The following is a 20,319-nucleotide window of genomic DNA, read 5'->3' on the forward strand; positions in this document are numbered from 1 at the left end:
TACATTAAGTCTCATAGACGTGCGAACGGGTCAGGAGCAGGGGCCTTACCGGATCGAGGACGGGATGATGTATCCGCGGCGGTGCCGGGTGGAAGGCGGAGAGGTTCGGCTTTACGGATTGCTTCCGGAGCGGGTGCCGGATCGGGAGCTGGTGGTGCTTCGGGGAGGGAAGGTGGTGGGGCAAATGTACAGAGGGTTTGGGCAGGCGCTGTCGTTCGGGTATGTGCCGGTGGGCGTCTCTTCGGGTTCGGTGGTGTTGCAGCAGGTGACGGTTACACGTTAAGCTAATGGAGTAGAGAAATGACGGTTAGGAGCAGGAAAAAGACTTCAGGGAATGCTTACTGGCTGGGGCTGGGACTGATGTGGCTGAGTTCGGCCCATGCGCAGCCGAGCCCGGTCCCGGACACGCTGGACTGGCGGCGTTACTTTCCCCTCCAGATCGGCAACGAATGGCATTATGTGTATATATGGACCAATACTCTGATGATGAGAACACAATGGTATATAATCGGAGATACATTACTGGACAATGAGCATTATTTTGTATTTCAAGTTCGAAGAAAAGGAGTGGAATGTTGTTTTGATCAAGTAAACGATACATTATTCTGGTATATCCGTTATGATACAGTCAATGCATGTGTATATCGCAAGGGTGATGGATGTTATTGGCCTGGAGGCTCTTGTAGACTGGATGCACCTTTTTACAGTCAATGCGGAGATGGGTGGAATGTAGATGTACATGGAGGATATAATATGCTGGTGGAAATAGACAAAGATACAATAAGAACAGCGAAAAAATCTTTCTCTACCTGGGATGGATCTTCTATTTCTTTTCTTGCAGATATTGGCTTATACGAAACACTGATAGGAGAAAGTCCAGGTGATAATATGGAGACGCTGGTTTATGCGCGGATAGGTACGAAGAGTTATGGCACGCCGACTTCTCTGGCGGTTGAGACGAAGGGAATGTCCGGGCGTGCGGGGATTGTGGACGTGTGGCCGCACCCGGTCCGAGGTGGTGTGCGGGTCTCGTACGTGGTGGAGCGGGCTGGTGCGGTGGCGCTGCTGCTCTATGATGTGCTGGGGCGTCAGGTGTGGCAGGTAGAGGAGGGGTTTCAGGGGCCGGGGCGGCATCTGGCGCAGTTGGGGGTGGCGGATCTTCCGGCGGGAGTGTACCTGTTACGATTGATAGTGAGCGGGCAAGTGCTGGACGACCGACCGCTGGTGGTGCTCCGATGAATCCAGCGTCCGAACCAGCCTGCTACCCGGGTCTTGGAAAGCAGCTTTCAGGGTCGGGTCGAAGGGGCGCCCTTCCCGCCGGGCGAGACGCGCTGTCTTGCTGCGTGGTTGTGAAAATAGAAAAAGGCCGCGTCGTTTAGGCGCGGCCTTTTTTGAGTCGGGGCGGCCGGATTTGAACCGGCGACCTCTTCGTCCCGAACGAAGCGCGCTACCGGGCTGCGCTACGCCCCGACAGGCAAGGGCTCAATATACGCCAGAATCGGCACGGGTTCCAGTTCTACGCGCGCCGAGGGCGGGAGTTCAAGGTTAATTAATCGCCGTCGCCGCCGAATTCGGCATACATCGCTTCGATCAAGTCCGCATAGTGCGCTTCGATCTGACGGCGGCGCGGTTTCAGCGTGGGCGTGAGCAGGCCGTTTTCGATGGTGAACGGCTCGCTGAGCAGCCGGAAGGCCCGAATGCGTTCGTGGGCCGGCGCATGTCGGTTGTAGCGGCGCAGGCTCTGCTCGAAAAGCGCCCGGATCTCCGGAAGCGCCAGCAGCGCTTCGTCGGACGCGGCCTGCAGGTTGTGCTCCTGGGCGTACTGGCGAAGCGTCTCGAAGTCGGGCACGATGAGCGCCGTCAGAAATTCCCGTCCCTCGCCGAGCACCACGATCTGGTCGATCCAGGGTTCCTGTTTGAGCTGGTCTTCGATGGGCCCCGGGTAGATGTTCTTGCCGCCCCGGGAGACGATCATGTGCTTGATGCGGTCGGTGATGACTAGGTAGCCCTGATCGAAGCGGCCCACGTCGCCCGTATGGAACCAGCCGTCGGCGTCGAACACCTCGCGCGTGGCCTCCTCGTTGTTCCAGTAACCCTTCATCACGTTCGGGCCTTTGACCAGAATTTCCCCCTCCTCGGTAGTGAGATCGCTCGGGTAGTCGTCGCCGGAGAGCTGGCCCACGATCTTGCCGTCGGTCAGGCGCTGGATGGCAATCGTCACGCCCGGCAACACCCAGCCGACGGTGCCGAAGCGCGGGCGGTCCGGCGGGTTGACGGTCAGGACCGGAGCCGTTTCGGTCAGGCCGTAGCCTTCGATGATCGTCAGGCCGATGGCCAGGAAGAATTCGCCGATGTGGCGGGGCAGAGCCGCACCGCCCGATACGGCAAAGCGCAGGTTGCCGCCCAGCCGATCGTGCAGTTTCTGGAAGACCAGCCGGTGGGCGAGCCGGTGCTGGAGCTGCAGTACCGGCCCGGGCGTGCGTCCCTCCAGCCGACAGGCGGCCATGCGTCGACCCACACCGACGGCCCAGTGAAAGATCTTCTGCTGAAGCGACGGACTTTTCTCGACGGACTTGTGGATGGCGTTGTAGACGCGCTCGAACAGGCGCGGCACCGAGATCATCACGGTCGGCCGCACTTCGAGCAGGTTCTGGCTCAGCGCCTCGATGCTTTCGGCGTAGGAAATCCGGGCGCCGCAGGCCAGTACGGCCGTGTAGCCGGCCGTCCGTTCGAACGAGTGGCACAGCGGCAGAAACGACAGGTGGTGGTCGGAGGGACCGAAGTCCACGCGCTGCAGCGCCGCCTGCACGTTCGAGCAGAAGTTGCGGTGCGTGAGCATGACGCCCTTGGGCAGGCCGGTGGTGCCGCTGGTGTAAATGAGCGCACTCAGGTCGTCGGGCTGCACCTGCTCGGCCAGCTTCGACAGCTCGGCCTCGTGTTCGGCCCAGTAGGCGGCGCCTTCGGCCAGTACGTCGTCCCAGGCCCGCACGTAGGGCGGGTGGTCTTTGCGCATTTCGCTCAGCGTGACGATCTCCTGCAGCTCGGGGCATTCGTCGAAGATCGTCTCCGCCTTACGGAGCTGCACGGCCGACGAAACCACCAGGATGCGCGCACCGGAGTCTTTGACGATATAGCCCACCTGAGAGGCTGGCAGCGACGTGTAGAGGGCCACGTTGACACCGCCCAGGATCTGGGTGGCCAGATCGGTGATCGCCCATTCCGGACGGTTTTCTGAAAGGATGGCCACGCGGTCGCCGGGGCGTACGCCCTGCTTGTACAGGTAGCCGGCCATGGCGTGCACGCGCTGCTCCAGCTCCTCCCAGGTGATGTCCACCCAAGTTTTCGTGCGCCGGTCCTTGTAGCTCAGCGCAGGCCGATGCTGGCCGCGGTAGTGCGCTACCAGTCGGTTAAAAAGCTGAGGGATGGTCTCAAAGGCAACGATGGCAGGCATAGCGCTTCCGTAACAGTTGCGTAACCGGGTTTCAAACTACACGCTGGCGGGCGAAAAAACAATTTGGGACAACACGTAATCGAATTTCACGCGTCGATGCCAACGGCCGCCTGCACCGAGTCGAAGCCGTCCTGCTCGAGCCGTCGGACCAGCCCCTGCTTGATGCGGCGTACCAGCCCGGGGCCTTCGTAGATGAGGCCCGTGTAGAGCTGCACAAGCGAAGCACCGGCGCGAATACGGCCGTAGGCTTCCTCGGCCGAGTCGATTCCTCCCACGCTGATCAGGGGCAGTTTTCCTTCAGTCAGGCGGTACAGGTAAAACAGCAGGCAACGGGCGCGGGTGGCCAGCGGACGGCCGCTCAGGCCGCCGGGACCGATGCGCGCCAGCACCTCCGGATCGGTGCGCAATCCTTCACGATCGGAGGCCGTATTCGTGGCCACGAAACCGGCGATGCCGTGCGCGCGGGCCACTTCGACGATTTCTTCGAGCTGGCTGTCGAATACGGTGCGGCTGGAGGGGGGCGGCGAGAGCTTGAGCAACACGGGCACCGACAGGTTCAACTCCCGGCGCACGGCAAAAATGGCCCGCAGCAGCGTGTCGAGCGCTTCCGGATCTTCGAACGTCTTGCCTTCGGCCGTGTTGGGGCACGAAATGTTCAGCGTCACGTAGTCGGCCAGCGGGGCCAGCAGCCGGAAACTCTCGCAGAAGTCGATCACGGCGGCTTCGCCGAGAATGTTCGGATCGTGCGTTTTGGCCAGATTGATCCCCAGCGGGCGCCGGTGGCGGAGGCGACGCAGACGCCGCGCTACCCGTTCGGCCCCGTCGTTGTTCAGACCCATGCGGTTGATCAGCGCTCGATCTTCGGGGAGCCGGAACAGCCGGGGACGCGGATTGCCCCGGCTCGGTCGGGCGCTGACCGATCCTACTTCGGCAAATCCAAAACCCAGCGCTTCCCAGAAGCGCACCAGACGGGCATTTTTATCCAGACCGGCCGCCAGTCCCACCGGATTCGGGAACGTAAGGCCCCAGCATTGCACGGCGAGCGCGGGATGCTCCTCTTTGAAAAACGGGGCCACCAGCCACGGCGCCAGCGGCTGCACCAGACGCGCAGCGGCGAGCGTCAGCCGGTGGGCGCGCTCGGCGTCCAGACGAAACAGCAGGGGGCGGAACAAGCGGTACATGGCGAACGTGGGCAGGGTCAGCCTTCAAAGACCGAAAGCGTCCCCGGGATCCGGCCGGTGGGAGCGATGGTCCCGGGCTCAAGATAGAAAAAACCCGTTCATTGCAAAGCCGGGGAACGTATGAAGCTTCCGCTTTTTCTGGTCGATGCCTTTGCCGAACGGCCTTTTACCGGCAATCCGGCCGCCGTATGCCTGCTCGATCGTCCGCGGTCGGAAGGCTGGATGCAGACCGTGGCGGCCGAGATGAACCGTCCGGAAACGGCCTTTCTGCTCCCGGAAGGCGAAGGTTTTTCGCTCCGCTGGTTTACGCCGGTGCAGGAAGTTGATCTGTGCGGGCATGCCACGCTGGCCAGCGCGCACGTGCTCTGGGAGATCGAATGCCTGCAGCCCGACGAACCGGCCGTTTTCTTTACAAAAAGCGGGCGGCTGACGGCGTGGCGCTCGGAAAACGGTACGATCTGGATGGATTTCCCCGCCGAACCGCCTGTGCCCTGTGAGCCGCCCACCGAACTGCTACGCGTGCTGGGCTCGGCGCCGATCCGCTACGTGGGACGCAACCGCATGGACTACCTGGTGCTGCTGGACCGGGAGGCCACGGTGCGCACGTTCAGGCCGGATCTGGCGCGGTTGCAGGAACTGGACATCCGGGGCCTGATCGTGACGGCACCGGCCGAAGACGTGCCCGCCGACTTCGTCTCGCGCTTTTTCGCGCCGCAGCTGGGCGTGCCGGAGGATCCGGTTACCGGTTCGGCCCACTGTTGCCTGGGACCCTTCTGGGCTGAGCGGCTGGGCCGCACGCGGCTGAGCGGTTATCAGGTGTCGGCACGGGGCGGCCGCATCGAGGTGGAAGTGCACGGCGAGCGCGTGCACCTGGGCGGCCGGGCCGTCACGGTGCTGCAGGGCAAGCTGCTCTCGGAATAGCCTACCAGCCCGGTACGAGCTGGGCGCCCAGATGCCAGCCCTTGTAGGGGCGCTGGAACGGATAGACGTAGAACAGCTCCAGTACCATGGCGCCCAGAATGTTGAACCGTGTCGAAATGCCCGTGCTGAAGACGGGCACTCGATCGCCCGTGTGGCGCACGAACTTCCACTTGGGCAGATCACCTTTCGACCAGGCCACGCCCGCGTCGGCAAAGAGCGATAGCTCGGTGGGCAGGTAGGGGAAGTTGAACAGCCCGAAGCGCTCGGTGCCAAACAGCGGGATGCGTAGCTCGGCGCTGGCTACGGCCACGTGCGTGCCCACCAGACGGGCCACTTCGGCGCAGAGGTTCGGCGTTGAGGTCGAGGGCGTGCATTCGTCCGGCTCCAGCGAGTAAAAGCCGTAGCCGCGTACGAACGTGAGCGTGCTTCCGTAGCCCAGATATTCCTGGGCAAAGGAGAGCCGATCCGAACCCTGGGGTTGGGCGCCGTAGTTGCCCACGTGCGTCAGGCGTACGGCGAACGTCAGCGGGCGGAAGAAGAAATACTTGCGCCCGTCAACCAGCACCTGTACGAAACGTTCGGTACCGATTAGCGGGGTTACCTGCAGCCGATAGCGCGAGCCGCGAACCGGCGAGGTGAAACCGAAGAACGAAAAGTCGCCCACGAACGCCCCGGAGGCCTGGAAGAAGTAGATCGGGTCCGGTGCGGGTAGGTTCTGCGTGGAGCGTCGGTAGCCGGCCCCGTAGAGGTAGTAGATCTCGGCGTCGTAGTCGAAGCCGTAGCGCTGGAATCCCACCATCAACTCGAAGCGCTGGGTGGTGTTGAGCGGATAGTAGCCCAGCACGCCGGCTTCGTCGATGTAGATGCGCTGCAGGAGCTGGATGTAGCAGTAGACCTGCAGGCCGGTGGCCGGATCCGTACACACGTCCAGATAGGCATAGCCGTAGAGCAGCGGGATGTGGCTGGCCAGCGCTCCGTAGTTCAGACGGCGACCCTGATTGATGTAGAGCACCTGGCCGCCGATGTCCTTGAAGGTGCCGTTGGCCTGGGCAGCCACGGCCAGTTGCTGATCGCCCAGCATGTCGCTGAAGAAGAAGGCCACACCACCGGCGATCATCGTCCCGAACGGCCCCCCGACGCTGGCGCCGAAGCTGGGCGGCGCCACGTAGTCGAGCTGTAGTTTGCGACGATAGGGCTGGGGGCGGAGTGCCAGTTCGTCCGGCAGGCCCGTCAGCGGATCGTTCAGGTAGCTGCTGACCAGTCCCTGGGTGGGCGGTTGCAGCGGGGGAAGCACACCGGCGCTGGCAATGCCTGTGTCACTTTCCGGCTCGACCGGTTCGCCCTGCAACTGGTCGGGTTCCAGCGAAAAGACCAGGTACTTGTTGTCGGTAAAGACCGAGAACATCATGCGGCCGTTCTGAGCGGCCACGCTCATGGCCGGCGAGATGCTCGTGATGCCGCTGACGCCGGTCTGCAACCTGGTGATGCGATAGACGGCTCCGGTGTTCAGGTCCATCCGGTAGATGTCCTTGAAGCCGTCGTGGTTGGAAATGAAATACAGGCTTCGGCCATCCGGTGAAAATTGCGGGTTGATCTGCTGGCCGCTCCGGAAGGGCCGCAGCACGCGCACCTTGCCGGTTTCGAGGTCGAGCAGGGCCAGGCGTTCGTGCCCGTAGCGTAGGATCTCGAAGTCGGTGCCGTCCGGCCCCCGGTCCGACACGAAGGCGATGGTGCGGCCGTCGGGCGACCAGGCCGGCTGCAGGTCGGCGTAGCGGTCGTCGGTGAGCTTCCGGACCTGATTCGTCTCCAGGTCCAGCAGGTACAGATCACTGATGCCGCCCGAAAGCCCCGAAAAGGCGATGGTACGGCCGTCGGGCGACCAGGCCAGGTTGTGGATGGCACCGACGCCTTCGACCGCGATGCGGCGCTCCAGCTTGCCTTTGCGCAGGTTCCAGATGGCGATTTCGTTGTTGCCCTGAGCGAACGTAATAAACGCGAAGCGCTGGCCGTCAGGCGACCAGGAGCCCGAGGAGTTGATGAAGCGGATCGCGTCGAAGTGGGGATCGCTGGCACTGCTGCTCAGCCGACGCAACACCTTGCCGGTCTCGGCGTCGGCCACGAACAGGTCGATCGTGAACAGGTCGCGCTCCGAAAGGAAGGCCACGTAGCGCCCGTCGGGACTGAGCGCCGGGGCCAGGTTGATCTCGCCCGCGTCGATGTCGGGCGCCAGCACCTTTCGTCCGGCCTGCTCGGGGGGCGTGCGATCTTTGAGCAGCGGCAGATAGGTATTCTTGACCGCCTGAATCCATTCCCTGGAAAGCGAGTCGGGCGTGATGCCCAGCGTAATCGTAATGGCCGTATCGACGCCCACGATCCCGCCCAGCTTGTACAGCTCGGTGACGGCCTGATCGCCATACTTGCCGCCGATGTAGGCCAGATAGGCCTGACCGTAACGGTAGGGGAAGTAGCGCAGGTCGCGTGTGAGCTGGCGAATGGTGGGCAGGTCGTCGCGCAGCGCTGCATCGCGCAGCCACATGGCCGTGTGCGGGTCGTTGCGTCCCAGCGACAGGTACTCGGCCATGCCCTCGACGAGCCACAGTGGCAGCAGCGCCAGGTTGAAGCGGCTCAGGCTGTCGGAGCGGTTCAGCGCAATGTCGTACTGGAAGGAGTGCACCAGCTCGTGACCGAGCACGTGGTCGTTCTCCCGATAGATGCCCGTAAATGGCATGATCACCCGCTCTTTGATGGCTTCGGTCACGCCACCGGTGCCTTCGCCGATCTCGCCGCTGATGGCGTTCGTCTGATGGAAATCGGCGTCGTCCGCGTAGAAAATGATCGGTTTGCGCTCACCGAACTCGTGCAGAAACGTGCGGCTGTGGCGCTGATACCAGCGTTCGGCCATGCGGGCCGCATCGCGCACAGCGAGCTCCTCTTCGGGGTAGTAGTAGATCTCGAAGTGCGGCGTGCGCAGCACGCGCCAGTTGAAGGATTCGTACTGGACCTTGTTGCGGCCAAAGTACTGGGCCCAGGCCGAGAGGCTCCAGCTCGTCAGCAGGAGCAGCAGGCCGGCGATGCGAAAGGCGCGCATGATTCCCTGTTCGGTCTGGCGGGGAGACGACACCGGATCAAACGAAAATCAACCGGAGCTTCTTATGTCCAAACGTAGCAGATCCCGATCGGTTCTGCAAGCTTCCCGACTTCTGTTGTCACAGACAAAAGATGCGCCATGTAGCGAACGGGTGCGCGGATGCGGTTCTTGCCGTCCGAGGTGTACAGCAAATTGTCGCGTAAATGGAACAGGCGTGCGTATAAGACCTTGAAGCAGAAAGTCAGCTCGTCTGGCCGATGATCGACTACCGGGTTCGAGCGCGGATTTTCGTCGGAGTCATTGCCCTGCTGCTGGGGCTGCTGGTGCTGCGTCTGGCCCAGATGCAGCTCTGGCAGACCGAGCTGTACGCAGGCGAGTCGCGCAGCAATGCGGTGCGCGAGCAGCGCGTGATACCGGCCCGCGGCGCCATCTACGACCGCAACGGCGTGCTGCTGGTGGATAACGCGCCGGCCTATTCGCTGCTGATCACGCCCCGGTATTTCGATCCGAAAAACATCCCCCTGCTGGCCCGGCTGCTGGAGGTGCCCGACTCGGTGGTGGCCAATCGGCTGGCGCAGGCGCGGGCCTGGAGCGCCTACCGCCCCAGTCGGGTCTTTACGGACCTGCCGTTCGAGACCTTCAGCCGCGTCGTCGAAAATCTCTACCGCCTGCCCGGGGTCCAGTACGAGATCGACCAGCGCCGCCGCTATCACACGCCGGCCCGTGCAGCCCATGCGCTGGGCTACGTGCGCGAGATCACCCGGGCCGAGCTGGAACAGCTCCGGGACGATGGCTATGCGATGGGCGATCGCATCGGTAAAGCCGGGCTCGAAAAGTTCTACGAGAAGGCCTTGCGTGGTGTGCCGGGACGGGCCTTCAAGCTGGTCAACATCCACGGCCAGGAGATCAAGCCTTATCGCGACGGGGCCGAAGACGTGCCGCCCATCAGCGGCTACGATCTGCATCTTGGACTCGACTACCGCGTGCAGGCGCTGGCCGAGTCGCTCTTCGTGGGCAAGCGGGGAGCGGCCGTAGCGCTCGATCCCAACAACGGCGAGATCATCGCGCTGGTGAGCATGCCTGACTTCGATCCGGAGGTGCTCTCCGGGCCGATCGATCCCGAGACCTGGCGCTACCTGACCTCCAGCCCCGAAAAACCACTATTTAACCGGGCCACAATGAGCGGCGTGCCGCCGGGATCGACCTGGAAGCCCTTCATGGCCTTGGTGGGGCTGCAGGAGGGCGTGATCACAGAACGCAGTACGATTTACTGCCCAGGTGGTTATCTGCTGGGAGGTCGGCTTTTCCGCTGCCACGGTGGCGCGCATGGATCGCTCGATGTGCGCGAGGCGATTCGGCTTTCCTGCAATACGTTCTTTTTCACCGTGATGATGCGCCTCGACGTGAACACGCTCCGCCGCTGGGCCAACCGCTTCGGATTCGGTGTGCCGGTGCCCATGGATATTGCCGAGCAGAATCCGGGCCTGATCCCCGATTCGGCCTACTACAACCGACGTTATCCACGCGGCTGGACGGCCGGCTACACGATCAACCTCGGTATCGGGCAGGGCGATATGACCGTCACACCCATGCAGCTGGCACGCTACGTGGCGGCCATCGCCAACGGCGGTACGCTCTATCCGCCCCATCTGGTGCGCGAGCTGGTCCATCCGGAAACCGGCGAAGTCCTTAAACCCCAGCTGCCCCCGCCCGAACACATTCCCATCAGGCCGGAGTACTTCCAGATCGTGCGGGAAGGTATGCGGCGCGTGATGGAAGCAGGTACCGGCCGGTGGGTACAGATCCCGGGCATTCCGAGCGGCGGCAAGACGGGCACGGCGCAGGCGCCCGGCGGCCGCAAGGACCATTCGCTCTTCATCATGTTTGCACCCTACGATGCGCCGAAGATCGCCATTGCGGTGTTTGTGGAAAACGCAGGCTTCGGCGCGACGGTCGCCGCGCCCATCGCCAGCCTGATGGCCGAGCTGTATCTGACCGGCGAGGTGGCCACCACGCCACAGCGACGTTACATGCTCGAACACGTACTTCGCCAGCGAAGCCAGCCGCTGGATGAACCCACCGTAACGCAGGCCGCTTCCCGATAAGCCCATGGCACGCCTTGCACGTAGACCGGACCTGCTGCTTCTGCTGCTCTGGGCCGCGCTGGTGACGGCGGGACTGGTGGCGCTCTACAGCACGACGCACGGGCCAGCCGCCGAATTCCTGCCGCCGGGCGTGCGCGACAACTTCGTGCGTCAGCTCTTCTGGGCTGGGCTTTCGCTGATGGCAATGGGCACCGTGCTCCTGCTGCCCGTCCGCTTCTTCCAGAGCATGGCCTATGTGATTTACGGCGCCACGGTGGTGTTGCTGCTGCTCACGCTTGCCGTCGGCCGTGAGATCAACGGAGCGAAAGCCTGGCTTTACATCGGATCGATCGGGTTTCAGACCTCCGAGCTGGCCAAGGTCGGAACGGTGCTGGCCGTAGCCCGCCTGCTCTCGGCGCGTCAGGCCCGTATCGATACGGTGCGCTACGCGCTGGGCGCCGTAGCGCTCATCCTGGTGCCGGCCGTCATCATCATCCTGCAGAACGACATGGGCACGGCGCTGGTCTTCCTGGCGCTGGTGCCCGTCATGCTCTACTGGAGCGGTCTGCCGGTGGCGACCGTGCTGCTGGTGATCTCGCCCGCACTGGCCGGTTACCTGACGCTTGTCTACTGGCCGGCCGCCGTGGCCTTTGCGGTGCTTTTTACGCTGGGTATCTACTGGCACACGCGCGAGACTTATATGGCCGCGCTGGCCGGGCTGTTTACCGGTGGAACGGCAGCGGTGGCTTCTTTTGCGCTGGCCTATGTGCTCAAGCCCTATCAGCTGGCCCGCGTGCTCTCGTTTACGAACCCTGAGGCCGAAGCCTACCGCAAGACCTACGGCTTCCACCTGGTACAGTCGAAGGCGGCCATCGGCTCAGGCGGCCTTTTCGGCAAAGGGTTCATGCAGGGCACCCAGACGCAGGGTGCCTACGTGCCGGAACAGTCCACGGACTTCATCTTCAGCGTCATCGGTGAAGAGTTCGGCTTCGTGGGCGCCGCCCTTGTGCTGCTGCTCTTTGCGCTCCTGCTGGTGCGACTCATCCGAATGGGAACGGAGTGCCGCCATCCCTTCGGGCTCATGGTGGCGGCCGGGGTGGCCGGCGTGATTCTGGTGCACGTGTTCATCAACATCGGCATGGCCACGGGACTCCTTCCCGTGATCGGCATTCCGCTACCCTTCCTCTCCTACGGCGGTTCGTCGCTGCTGGCCAACACGCTGATGCTGGCGGTGGTGCTCAATCTGCACATGCGCCGCGATGACTTTTCCATCTTCGTCTGAACACGCAAGGCGGCTTTTTTGTAGAAGCGCGCCGGTGTCTGTCGAGACAAACGTTCGAACCCGATGAAGGCATATATCGAAGAAGCCCTCCGCCAGGTATTGCGCACGATCGACGGGGTGCCGGAGGACTTCCGGCCGGAGCTGGAGAAACCCAACAACCCCGAGCACGGCGACCTGGCCACGAATGCGGCCATGCAACTGGCCCGTTACCTGAAGCGGCCGCCGCGTCAGATCGCCGAGGAGATCGCCGAGCGGCTCCGGGCGCTGCCGCTCGATCCGCGGCGCGTCGCTTCGGTCGAGGTGGCCGGACCCGGATTCCTGAACTTCCGCTTCGCTCCGGACTACCTGGCTCAGGTGCTGGCCGACATCCTGGCCGCCGGCGAACGCTACGGCCGCAGCGATCTGGGCCAGGGCCGGCCCGCCATCGTCGAGTACGTCAGCGCCAACCCCACCGGGCCGCTCACCGTGGGGCACGGCCGCAACGCCGTGCTGGGCGACACGATCGCCAACCTGCTCGACTGGATCGGCTACCGCGTCACGCGCGAATACTACTACAACGATGCAGGCCGCCAGATGCGCGTGCTGGGCGAGTCGGTGCGGGCCCGCTACCTGGCACTTGTCGATCCGAACCTGCCCACCAAGAAGATCCAGGTGGCCGAGGGCGAATGGGTGGAGGTGCCCGAGCCTTTCCCCGAGGACGGCTACCTGGGCGACTACATCATCGACATCGCCCGCATGCTCTACGAGCAGCACGGCGACGCGCTTCGCGACGTGGAAGACATCACGCCCTTCAAAGAGGCCGCCGAAAAAGTCATCTTCGAGGACATCCGGCGGACGCTTGCCCGCCTGGGCATTCATATGGACAACTACTTCAACGAGCACACGCTCTACGAGAACGGCAAAATCTGGGAGGTCGTCGAGGCGCTGCGCGAGAAAGGCTACATCTACGAAAAAGACGGCGCCGTGTGGTTCCGCACGAGCGCACTGGGCAAAGATCAGGATACGGTACTGGTCAAGCGTACGGGCGAGCCGACTTATCGCCTGCCCGACATCGCCTACCATATCACGAAGTTCGAGCGGGGGTTCGAGCGAATCGTGGACGTCTTCGGGGCCGACCACATCGCCACTTACCCGGACGTGCTCCGGGCGCTCGAAGTGCTCGGGTATGACGTCAGCAAAGTGGATGTGGTGATCTACCAGTTCGTGACGCTGGTGCGGGGTGGCGAGCCCGTCAAGATGTCCACCCGAAAGGCCACCTACGTGACGCTCGACGAGCTGATCGACGAGGTAGGCGAAGACGTCACACGCTTTTTCTTCCTGATGCGTTCGCCCAACACGCACCTGGAGTTCGACCTGGACTTGGCCCGTGAGGCCAGCGAGAAGAACCCGGTCTTCTACCTGCAGTACGCGCACGCCCGCATCTGCTCGATCATGCGCAAGGCGGACGAAGTGGGGTTGAAGGAGAGCCCGAACCCGGATCTGACGTTGCTCCGGCATGAGGCCGAGCAGGCGCTGATCAAGGAGCTGATGCGCTTCCCGGAGGTGATCCAGGAAGCGGCCCAGACCTACGAGCCGCACCGCGTGGCCAACTACCTGCGCGAGGTAGCCGTGGCCTTCACGAAATTCTACGACCAGTGCCGCATTATCGGCGAGCCCGAGCCGCTGGCACAGGCCCGGCTGGCGCTGGCGCGGGCGGCGCGGCTGGTACTGGCCAACGGTCTGCGTGTGCTGGGCATTTCCGCACCGGAACGGATGTAACCATGGCCGAGAAGTACACGGTGGCCTTTCAGGGCGAGCTGGGCGCCTTCAGCGAGGAGGCGATTCTGGCCTACTTCGGCGCGGAGCAGGCCGAGCCGGTGCCGCTGCCCGAGTTCGAGCAGGTCTTCGAGGCGCTCGAAAGCGGTGAGGTAGATCGGGCCATGATCCCGATCGAAAACTCTCTGTTCGGCAGCGTGCACGTCAACTACGACCTGCTGCGTGCGCACGAGGTAGGCATCATCGGCGAGCTGGAGCTGCGTATTCGGCACCATCTGCTCGGGCTTCCCGGCAGTCGCATCGAGCAGATTCGACGCGTCTACTCGCACCCGCAGGCGCTCGGGCAGTGCCGGACCTACCTGCGCACGCACCTGCAGCACGCCGAAGCCATTCCGGCCTACGACACGGCCGGTGCCGCCCGCATGGTGGCCGAAATGGGCGATCCGGAGGCGGCCGCCATCGCTGGCATCCGCGCGGCCGCTAAGTACGGGCTGGAAGTACTGGCTTCCGGGATCGAAAGCCACCCGCAGAACTACACGCGCTTTCTGGTGCTGGCCCGCCCCGAGGTCACGCCGCCCGAGGGGCCGCCGGGAACGATGAAAACGTCGATCGTGTTTGCCCTGCGCGAGAACGTTCCCGGCGCCCTGTTCAAAAGCCTGGCCGTGTTCGCATTGCGTGACCTGGACCTGTACAAGATCGAAAGCCGTCCGCTGGTGGGCGTGCCGGGCAGCTACCTGTTTTACCTGGACGTGGCGGGCTCCGTGCACGAGGAGGCTGTGCAGCGGGCGCTGGATCATCTGGCCGAGGTGGCGGCGTTCGTGCGGGTGCTGGGTTCGTATCCGCGCGGCCGACGCGTCGACTGAGCGAAAACCATGTCGCTGACCTACAGCATCCGGGAGGGACTGGCCGGCCTGCGCCGGGCCCGCTTTGCCACGGTGGCCGCCACAAGCGCCATGACCGTGGCGCTCGTGCTGATCGGCGTGTTCGCGGCCGTGGGCTACCACGCCCATCAGGTGACGAACTGGCTCCGCCAGCGCGTGGGGGAGATCGAGATTTTCCTGGAAGACGACGTGGACGAAAACGTCGCCCGGGCGCTTTACGCACGCGTGCAGGCCATTCCCGGCGTGGCCGAAGCCCGCTACATCTCACGCGAAGAGGCCCGCCAGATCTTTCTGGAAGAGTTCGGAAGCGAAGGCGAGGTGTTTCTGGACGAGCCCTTCCTGCCCGCTTCGATCCGGGTGCGCTTCGAACCCTCGATGGCCGCGCCCGACACGCTGGCCCGCATGGTCCGGTGGCTTTCGACCTGGAATCACGTCGATGAGGTGGTCTTCAACCAGCCGCTGCTGGTGAAGGTGCAGCAGAACCTCCGACTGATCACGCTGATCGGACTGGCGTTGGGGCTGCTGGTAGTGCTGGCCGCCGTCTTTCTGGTGGCCAACACGATCCGGCTGACGGTCTATGCGCGGCGGCTGCTCATCCGCACGATGAAACTGGTGGGCGCCACCGACAGCTTCATCCGCCGACCTTTCGTGGTCGAGGGCATGGCGCAGGGGCTCATCGCGGGGCTGCTGGCGGCCGGCATCGTGGCGCTGGGCTACCAGATGGTGGCGGGCTACCTGCCCCAGCTCGAAGGCAGCCAGGGGTTGTTTCTGCTCGGGCTGCTCGGCGGCATTGTGCTGGCCGGCGTCGTGCTGGGCTGGCTCGGCGCCGCCTGGGCCGCCCGCCGCTTCATCCGGCAGGTCCCGCTGCACTGACGCTCAGTGCGGCCGCGAAAAGTGGCGGTAGAGCCCCACGGCCACCAGAAACGAAACGAACAGCACGGCCGCCGGAATGACAATGCCCCAGATGGTCAGCTCGCGTCCGGCCGGTGGCTGTTGTTGCAGCAGAAGCAGCAGGTCAGCCATGGCGGTGGGTATCGTCGGTGGTGGATTTCGTCGGTTGCCGGTGATGGCGGCGGTAGGCACGCCAGGCCAGCAACAGGCCCAGGAGCGACGCCGCATAGGCGATCGTCATCCCGATGGCGGTAGCCAGTCCCTGATCCATTTCAGGCCTCCCAGCGGACGGTTTTTTCCAGTTGCTGCAGGTATTCCTTCTGCTTACGCTCGTACTCCTCGGAGATCGCTTTCAGTTTCGGATCGATGATCCAGTGCAACAGGGCCGTCAGCACGATCCCGATCCCCAGCGTGACGAATCCTTCCCAGCGCAGGAGCAGGCTCAGGGCCACGCCCAGCGTGAGCGCCACGTAGGCCAGCGGCGAGATGATGATCGCCAGCACGTCTTCTTTTGTCCACTCGTCGGCCTCGGCGGCCGTCCAATTGCGTCGAATCCAGCCCATGAGCTCAGGAAGGTCTGGTCTGATTCGGATCGACGAAAGCCGGTTGGCCCTTTGGCGTGAGCAACCCGCGGCGCTCGGCCTCCCGGCGCACGGGCCCCCACCAGCCGATCGGTCGGGCCATCACGTAGTATTTCACCAGATGGTCCATGTCTTCCGGTGGCGTCAGCAGCGTCACCGGAATGTACACGAGCGCGCCCAGCACCATCAGCAGCCAGAACTGCTCGTAGTCGGCCAGCGGCGGTAGCACGCCAAAGGCCGGCAGCACCCACACGACGAGCCAGCTGAAGCCCAGATTGGCAATCCAGGCCGAGAGATAGCCCCAGGCATTGAAGCGCCACCAGACCACCTGTAGGATGTTGGGTAGCCACACGCCCGCGGCCATGATCCACAGCGCAAAGATCAGCCACGAGGTGATCTCTTCCATCATCAGCCCGTAGATGAGCGAGCCGATGAGCAGAATCAGCGTGGCGATGCGGCCCACCCACACCAGCTCGCGCTCGGAAGCGTGCGGTTTGACGTAGTGCTGGTAGATGTCGCGCGTGGCGTAGAGCGCGCCCAGGTTCAGGTGCGTGGAGATCGTCGAAAGATGAATGGCCACGATGGCAGCAAAGAAAAAGCCCATCAGGCCGGCCGGTAGAAAGTCGAAGCCCAATCGGAACCAGCCCAGCTCGTACTCGGCCGTGTTTTCGATGTCCGGAAACATCACGTAGAACGCCAGGATAGCGACGGCCCAGAGCGCGTTGCGCATGAGCACCAGCGCGCTGCCCCACCAGATGCTGTAACTGGCGTCGCGTACGGTGCGCGCCGACTGAATGCGCTGGGCTTCGGCGAACCAGTCGATCGTCGTGCCCATGCCGAAACCGCCCAGCAGCGCGATGAACAGCATGGTCAGAAACCAGGCCACGGGAAAATCGCCCGTAAACCAGCCCGTGAAGGCGAACGGGTCGAGCCGGTGCGCCTCGCCCATCTTGGTGAGCTTCTGCACGATGGCCGACGGTCCCCCCGCCTCGGCGATGCCCCAGATCGAGACGAGCACGATTACGAAAAACGCGATGATACCCTGCTGGAAGTCCGCCACCACCACACCCCAGTAACCGGCCGCCAGCACGTAGATGGCACAGGCGCCCGAAAAGACGACCAGCCCCACCCAGGGCGCCCAGCCGAAGAGAAAGTTGCAGACCTTCCCCATCGCAATGCCCACCCAGCCCAGAATGAACATGTTCATGAAGACCTGCCAGCCGGCCATCCAGCCGCGGATCAGCTCGGCGCCCAGTCCGCCGAAGCGCAGCACGCTCCACTCGGCCTGGGTGTAGGCGAGCGAGCGCCGGAAGATCCGTGTAGAGACGAACGCGCTGATGGCGCACCAGGCCGAAAAGAACGTGTACCAGATGCCGGCCAGGCCGTAGCGATAGATGACGCCCGTCACCCACATGGGCGTGTCGGTGGCCGTGTGCGTGGCATAGACCGAAGCGGCCGGCAACCACCAGGGCAGACCGCGCCCGGCCAGAAAGAAGTCCGACTGGGAACGCTTGCCGAGCCGGTAGAAGAAAAAACCGCTGCCGATCATCAGCAGCAGGTACAGCGCCACCCACAGCCAGTCGATCCAGGTAAAGACAACCATCCGTACAGCCGTTGTGCTGATGGTGTGAAGGTGGGTTGAATGCTAAAACATGTGGATGAAATTGTCAATGCAAAAATGAACCAGGGGCATTGTCTCGCTGTCGGCCGCAGCCTATCTTGCCACAGCGTCGTATCGGTCAGGGGCAAATCGCAGGGCGATCCATGGTGATCGCCTGAAACGTGCGGGGCGGCATGCCGTCTGATATGGGATTGATGATTTACCGATGCATGATGGCGTATCCCCCTGTGCACCGGACATAATCCGGTACGATGGGGCGGACACAGTGGTCCGCCCCTACGGGACAGGGAAAACGTCAATAATCTGGTAGGGGCGCACCGCAGTGTGCGCCCGTGTTTTCTCACACGCTTCCATCGAAGCGAAACCGGCAACGACAGCAATGCTCATGCGCAAGGCGCGTTTACTTTTCTGCGTACAGGCGGCCCTGCTCGTGCTGCTGGGACTCGGGGCCTGCCGACAATCGCCCGGGGTGGGCCAGACGGAAGAAGGCGCGCTGCTGCCCGGTGCAGTCGAGGCGTCCGATACGCTGCACCGTGGCGTCCTGCTGGCCGGGCGCACGCTGGTGCTGGAGGGGTTGAGCGGTCGGGTGTCGCTGCAGGGCGCCGACGTGGACGTGGCGCGCCTGACGTTCATCCGGGTAGGACGGGGCGCCGACGCGGCGGCCGCCCGTCGGACGCTGCGCGACATCCAGCTCCGCGAGGAGGGTACGGCGGGGAGTTTCCGGTATCGCTTGGAAGCCCGGCAGGCGGCGCTGGCGCAGGTGCACGTGGAGGGCACCGTCCCGCGCAATGCCCGCCTGGTCATCACACGCGCGGGCGGCGACGTGGACCTGACGCACATTGAAGGACCGATCCGGGTGCAACTGGCCGCGGGCGAGGTGCACGTCCGCGAGGCTGCCGACAGCCTGGAGATCCGGCTCCAGAACGGCTCGGCCTCGGTGCATTTCCGGCGTCTGCCGACCGATGCCATCGTGACGATCCAGACGGAAAACGGTGACCTGTGGCTGACGCTTCCGCCGGAAGCCAACGCGCAGCTGCAGGCCGAGACCGCAGCCGGTGAGGTGCGCGTCGAAGGCCTGACCTTTACCGAGCGCAGCCTGCAGCCCCGGGAGGCGGCCGGCGCCCGTTTCGTCGGAAAGCTCGGGCAGGGGCGCGCCCGCGTCACGCTCCGCACCGCGCACGGCGACATCGTGCTCCGCAGCGGCGGCCCGAACGGTATGATTCCGCCCGATACGCTGTTGCGGCCGCTGCCTCCGGATACGGCCCTTCAGGGACCGGGCGTCCCGTAGCGCAACACCGCCGCATAATGAAAGGCGCTGCCCGCCAGCACGAACAGGTGCCAGATCGCATGGTGGAGGGGCAGACGCTCCCAGCGGTAGAACAGCACACCGCCCGTGTAGGCCAGGCCGCCCGCCACGATCAGCACCAGCGCACCCGTGGGCAGATGGCGCCACAGGACCGGCAACATCAGCACGGCCAGCCAGCCGGTGGCGACGTAGAGCGCCGTGGAGAGCCGGGGAAAACGTCCGGTAAAGAGCCCCTCGAACACCATCCCGGCCAGCGCCACGCTCCAGATCACCCCGAGCAGCACCACCCGCCAGGGCGGTGGTACGTAGGCCACCAGAAACGGCGTGTAGGTGCCGGCGATGAGCAGGTAGATCGCCACGTGATCGACGACGCGCAGCCGCCGCTTGCAGTCCGGCCGGCGCACGCTGTGGTAGAGCGTGGAAGCCAGATACAGGACGATCAGGCTGAGGCCAAAGACCAGACAGGCGATCCGTTGCCCCGTCGTGCCGTCGCGACCCGAGAGCCAGAGCCAGCCGGTTCCGGCCAGACTCAACAGCACGCCGAGGCCGTGCGTCAGTGCATTGGCGCGTTCTTCCATTTGAAGCGGTAGTTCTCGTCTTGTCGAGACGGTGCTGTAGAAAACGAGCGCCCGGGTTGGCCGATCTGTAAGAAAGACCAGGCGTGGCGCCTTCGGCAATGCATTATTCGGGCAGATCAAAAAAGAAAATGTAAAAGGGCAGCGAACTTTTTGCATGGCAACCCGTTGAGGAGGAAAAGTATCCAACAACCACACGCAAATCAGGAGCGTACACCGTGGCACAGGCAAAAGCAGGCGACCACGTCAAGGTCCATTACACCGGTCGCCTTCAGGACGGCACCATCTTCGACTCGTCTCGGGATCGCGAGCCGCTCGAATTCACGCTGGGCGAAGGGGAAGTCATTCCTGGCTTCGAGCAGGCGGTCATGGGCATGGAGCCCGGCGAAACCAAGACCGTCACCATCACGGCAGAGGAAGCCTACGGCCCCCGGCGCGACGATCTGCTCATCGAGGTCGGACGCGACCAGGTAGCGCCCGGACTGGAGCTGGCCGTCGGACAGCAGCTGCAGCTCCGGCTGCAGGACGGCCGGATCATCCCGGTAACCGTGGCGGCCCTGACCGAGGAAACCGTGACGATCGACGCCAACCATCCGCTGGCCGGCGAAGACCTGACCTTCGAAATCGAGCTGGTCGCCATCGACTGACCCGCGTTGGACACCACTGCAAAGCCGCCCCTCGGGGGCGGCTTTTTTTGTTTGG

Annotated in this window: 18 protein-coding genes and 1 tRNA gene; 10 read left to right on the top strand and 9 right to left on the bottom strand. The window is 63.8% G+C overall.

Going from position 1 to position 20,319, the window contains the following annotated elements; all coding sequences use genetic code 11:
* The first annotated feature begins 19 nt into the window (after nt 1-19).
* Both GYH26_RS03295 and GYH26_RS03300 read left to right on the top strand, forming a co-directional pair.
* Nucleotides 20-283, top strand: coding sequence for a hypothetical protein (locus GYH26_RS03295; protein ID WP_161540479.1), 264 nt, complete (start codon nt 20-22; stop codon nt 281-283).
* Nucleotides 284-888: 605 nt separating this feature from the next.
* Nucleotides 889-1,239 carry a T9SS type A sorting domain-containing protein gene (locus GYH26_RS03300; RefSeq protein WP_161540480.1) on the top strand — a complete coding sequence of 117 codons (351 nt, stop codon included), beginning with the start codon at nt 889-891 and terminating at the stop codon, nt 1,237-1,239.
* A gap of 157 nt (nt 1,240-1,396) precedes the next feature.
* On the opposite strand, the gene GYH26_RS03305 is transcribed toward GYH26_RS03300, so the two are convergent.
* The 3 genes from GYH26_RS03305 to GYH26_RS03315 form a co-directional block, all read right to left on the bottom strand.
* A tRNA-Pro gene (locus GYH26_RS03305) sits at nt 1,397-1,470 on the bottom strand.
* 79 nt (nt 1,471-1,549) lie between these two features.
* Nucleotides 1,550-3,451 (bottom strand): AMP-dependent synthetase/ligase, encoded by a 1,902-nt coding sequence (locus GYH26_RS03310; protein ID WP_161540481.1) that lies wholly within the window; start codon nt 3,449-3,451, stop codon nt 1,550-1,552.
* Nucleotides 3,452-3,537: 86 nt separating this feature from the next.
* Nucleotides 3,538-4,632, bottom strand: coding sequence for a quinone-dependent dihydroorotate dehydrogenase (locus GYH26_RS03315; RefSeq protein ID WP_161540482.1), 1,095 nt, complete (start codon nt 4,630-4,632; stop codon nt 3,538-3,540).
* A gap of 120 nt (nt 4,633-4,752) precedes the next feature.
* On the opposite strand from GYH26_RS03315, the gene GYH26_RS03320 reads away from it, so the two are divergent.
* Nucleotides 4,753-5,553: a PhzF family phenazine biosynthesis protein gene (locus GYH26_RS03320; protein WP_161540483.1), complete on the top strand. Its 801-nt coding sequence runs from the start codon at nt 4,753-4,755 to the stop codon at nt 5,551-5,553.
* Nucleotide 5,554: 1 nt separating this feature from the next.
* Here the strand turns inward: GYH26_RS03320 and GYH26_RS03325 are convergent, their stop codons facing one another.
* The gene (locus tag GYH26_RS03325; protein ID WP_161540484.1) at nt 5,555-8,641 is read right to left on the bottom strand and encodes a BamA/TamA family outer membrane protein; all 3,087 of its coding nucleotides are present in this window, start codon (nt 8,639-8,641) and stop codon (nt 5,555-5,557) included.
* Between the two features lie 257 nt (nt 8,642-8,898).
* Here GYH26_RS03325 and mrdA point away from each other — a divergent pair, with 257 nt between their 5' ends.
* The 5 genes from mrdA (at nt 8,899) to GYH26_RS03350 (ending at nt 15,516) form a co-directional block, all read left to right on the top strand.
* The gene (gene mrdA, locus GYH26_RS03330; protein WP_161540485.1) at nt 8,899-10,746 is read left to right on the top strand and encodes a penicillin-binding protein 2; all 1,848 of its coding nucleotides are present in this window, start codon (nt 8,899-8,901) and stop codon (nt 10,744-10,746) included.
* Between the two features lie 4 nt (nt 10,747-10,750).
* Complete coding sequence (gene rodA / locus GYH26_RS03335) at nt 10,751-12,007, top strand: rod shape-determining protein RodA (RefSeq protein ID WP_161540486.1); 1,257 nt, start codon at nt 10,751-10,753, stop codon at nt 12,005-12,007.
* Nucleotides 12,008-12,070: 63 nt separating this feature from the next.
* Nucleotides 12,071-13,765 carry an arginine--tRNA ligase gene (argS, locus tag GYH26_RS03340; RefSeq protein WP_161540487.1) on the top strand — a complete coding sequence of 565 codons (1,695 nt, stop codon included), beginning with the start codon at nt 12,071-12,073 and terminating at the stop codon, nt 13,763-13,765.
* 2 nt (nt 13,766-13,767) lie between these two features.
* Complete coding sequence (pheA, locus tag GYH26_RS03345; protein ID WP_161540488.1) at nt 13,768-14,625, top strand: prephenate dehydratase; 858 nt, start codon at nt 13,768-13,770, stop codon at nt 14,623-14,625.
* 9 nt (nt 14,626-14,634) lie between these two features.
* Nucleotides 14,635-15,516 carry a cell division protein FtsX gene (locus GYH26_RS03350; RefSeq protein ID WP_161540489.1) on the top strand — a complete coding sequence of 294 codons (882 nt, stop codon included), beginning with the start codon at nt 14,635-14,637 and terminating at the stop codon, nt 15,514-15,516.
* Between the two features lie 3 nt (nt 15,517-15,519).
* Here GYH26_RS03350 and GYH26_RS15035 read toward each other — a convergent pair whose 3' ends face one another.
* The 4 genes from GYH26_RS15035 to GYH26_RS03360 are packed head-to-tail and all read right to left on the bottom strand — an operon-like array spanning nt 15,520 to nt 17,718.
* Nucleotides 15,520-15,666: a hypothetical protein gene (locus GYH26_RS15035; RefSeq protein WP_174238066.1), complete on the bottom strand. Its 147-nt coding sequence runs from the start codon at nt 15,664-15,666 to the stop codon at nt 15,520-15,522.
* Complete coding sequence (locus tag GYH26_RS15040) at nt 15,659-15,805, bottom strand: hypothetical protein (RefSeq protein WP_174238067.1); 147 nt, start codon at nt 15,803-15,805, stop codon at nt 15,659-15,661. Before GYH26_RS15040 ends, GYH26_RS15035 begins: the two co-directional genes overlap by 8 nt.
* Before the next feature lies 1 nt (nt 15,806).
* On the bottom strand, nt 15,807-16,097 hold the full coding sequence (locus GYH26_RS03355) for a hypothetical protein (RefSeq protein WP_161540490.1): 291 nt from the start codon (nt 16,095-16,097) through the stop codon (nt 15,807-15,809).
* 4 nt (nt 16,098-16,101) lie between these two features.
* Entirely contained in the window at nt 16,102-17,718 is a 1,617-nt protein-coding gene (locus GYH26_RS03360) for a sodium:solute symporter family protein (RefSeq protein WP_014067733.1), read from the bottom strand.
* 403 nt (nt 17,719-18,121) lie between these two features.
* On the opposite strand from GYH26_RS03360, the gene GYH26_RS03365 reads away from it, so the two are divergent.
* A complete protein-coding gene (locus tag GYH26_RS03365; RefSeq protein ID WP_161540491.1) occupies nt 18,122-19,024 on the top strand; it encodes a DUF4097 family beta strand repeat-containing protein in 903 nt (300 codons plus the stop codon).
* Here GYH26_RS03365 and trhA read toward each other — a convergent pair.
* Complete coding sequence (gene trhA, locus GYH26_RS03370; protein WP_014067732.1) at nt 19,003-19,620, bottom strand: PAQR family membrane homeostasis protein TrhA; 618 nt, start codon at nt 19,618-19,620, stop codon at nt 19,003-19,005. The genes GYH26_RS03365 and trhA overlap by 22 nt on opposite strands.
* 215 nt (nt 19,621-19,835) lie before the next feature.
* Here trhA and GYH26_RS03375 point away from each other — a divergent pair, with 215 nt between their 5' ends.
* On the top strand, nt 19,836-20,264 hold the full coding sequence (locus GYH26_RS03375) for an FKBP-type peptidyl-prolyl cis-trans isomerase (RefSeq protein WP_014067731.1): 429 nt from the start codon (nt 19,836-19,838) through the stop codon (nt 20,262-20,264).
* Nucleotides 20,265-20,319 lie beyond the last annotated feature (55 nt).

It is taken from the genome of Rhodothermus marinus (assembly GCF_009936275.1).
GTDB lineage: Bacteria > Bacteroidota > Rhodothermia > Rhodothermales > Rhodothermaceae > Rhodothermus > Rhodothermus marinus_A.

What these genes read in the sequence shown, in the direction of transcription:
- GYH26_RS03320 (WP_161540483.1), top strand. Translation starts at nt 4,753, where the DNA reads ATGAAGCTTCCGCTTTTTCTGGTCGATGCCTTTGCCGAACGGCCTTTT.
- pheA (WP_161540488.1), top strand. Translation starts at nt 13,768, where the DNA reads ATGGCCGAGAAGTACACGGTGGCCTTTCAGGGCGAGCTGGGCGCCTTC.
- GYH26_RS03355 (WP_161540490.1), bottom strand. Translation starts at nt 16,097, where the DNA reads ATGGGCTGGATTCGACGCAATTGGACGGCCGCCGAGGCCGACGAGTGG.
- GYH26_RS15035 (WP_174238066.1), bottom strand. Translation starts at nt 15,666, where the DNA reads ATGGCTGACCTGCTGCTTCTGCTGCAACAACAGCCACCGGCCGGACGC.
- GYH26_RS03300 (WP_161540480.1), top strand. Translation starts at nt 889, where the DNA reads ATGGAGACGCTGGTTTATGCGCGGATAGGTACGAAGAGTTATGGCACG.
- trhA (WP_014067732.1), bottom strand. Translation starts at nt 19,620, where the DNA reads ATGGAAGAACGCGCCAATGCACTGACGCACGGCCTCGGCGTGCTGTTG.
- GYH26_RS03360 (WP_014067733.1), bottom strand. Translation starts at nt 17,718, where the DNA reads ATGGTTGTCTTTACCTGGATCGACTGGCTGTGGGTGGCGCTGTACCTG.
- mrdA (WP_161540485.1), top strand. Translation starts at nt 8,899, where the DNA reads ATGATCGACTACCGGGTTCGAGCGCGGATTTTCGTCGGAGTCATTGCC.
- argS (WP_161540487.1), top strand. Translation starts at nt 12,071, where the DNA reads ATGAAGGCATATATCGAAGAAGCCCTCCGCCAGGTATTGCGCACGATC.
- GYH26_RS15040 (WP_174238067.1), bottom strand. Translation starts at nt 15,805, where the DNA reads ATGGATCAGGGACTGGCTACCGCCATCGGGATGACGATCGCCTATGCG.
- GYH26_RS03310 (WP_161540481.1), bottom strand. Translation starts at nt 3,451, where the DNA reads ATGCCTGCCATCGTTGCCTTTGAGACCATCCCTCAGCTTTTTAACCGA.
- GYH26_RS03350 (WP_161540489.1), top strand. Translation starts at nt 14,635, where the DNA reads ATGTCGCTGACCTACAGCATCCGGGAGGGACTGGCCGGCCTGCGCCGG.
- GYH26_RS03315 (WP_161540482.1), bottom strand. Translation starts at nt 4,632, where the DNA reads ATGTACCGCTTGTTCCGCCCCCTGCTGTTTCGTCTGGACGCCGAGCGC.
- GYH26_RS03365 (WP_161540491.1), top strand. Translation starts at nt 18,122, where the DNA reads ATGCGCAAGGCGCGTTTACTTTTCTGCGTACAGGCGGCCCTGCTCGTG.
- rodA (WP_161540486.1), top strand. Translation starts at nt 10,751, where the DNA reads ATGGCACGCCTTGCACGTAGACCGGACCTGCTGCTTCTGCTGCTCTGG.
- GYH26_RS03325 (WP_161540484.1), bottom strand. Translation starts at nt 8,641, where the DNA reads ATGCGCGCCTTTCGCATCGCCGGCCTGCTGCTCCTGCTGACGAGCTGG.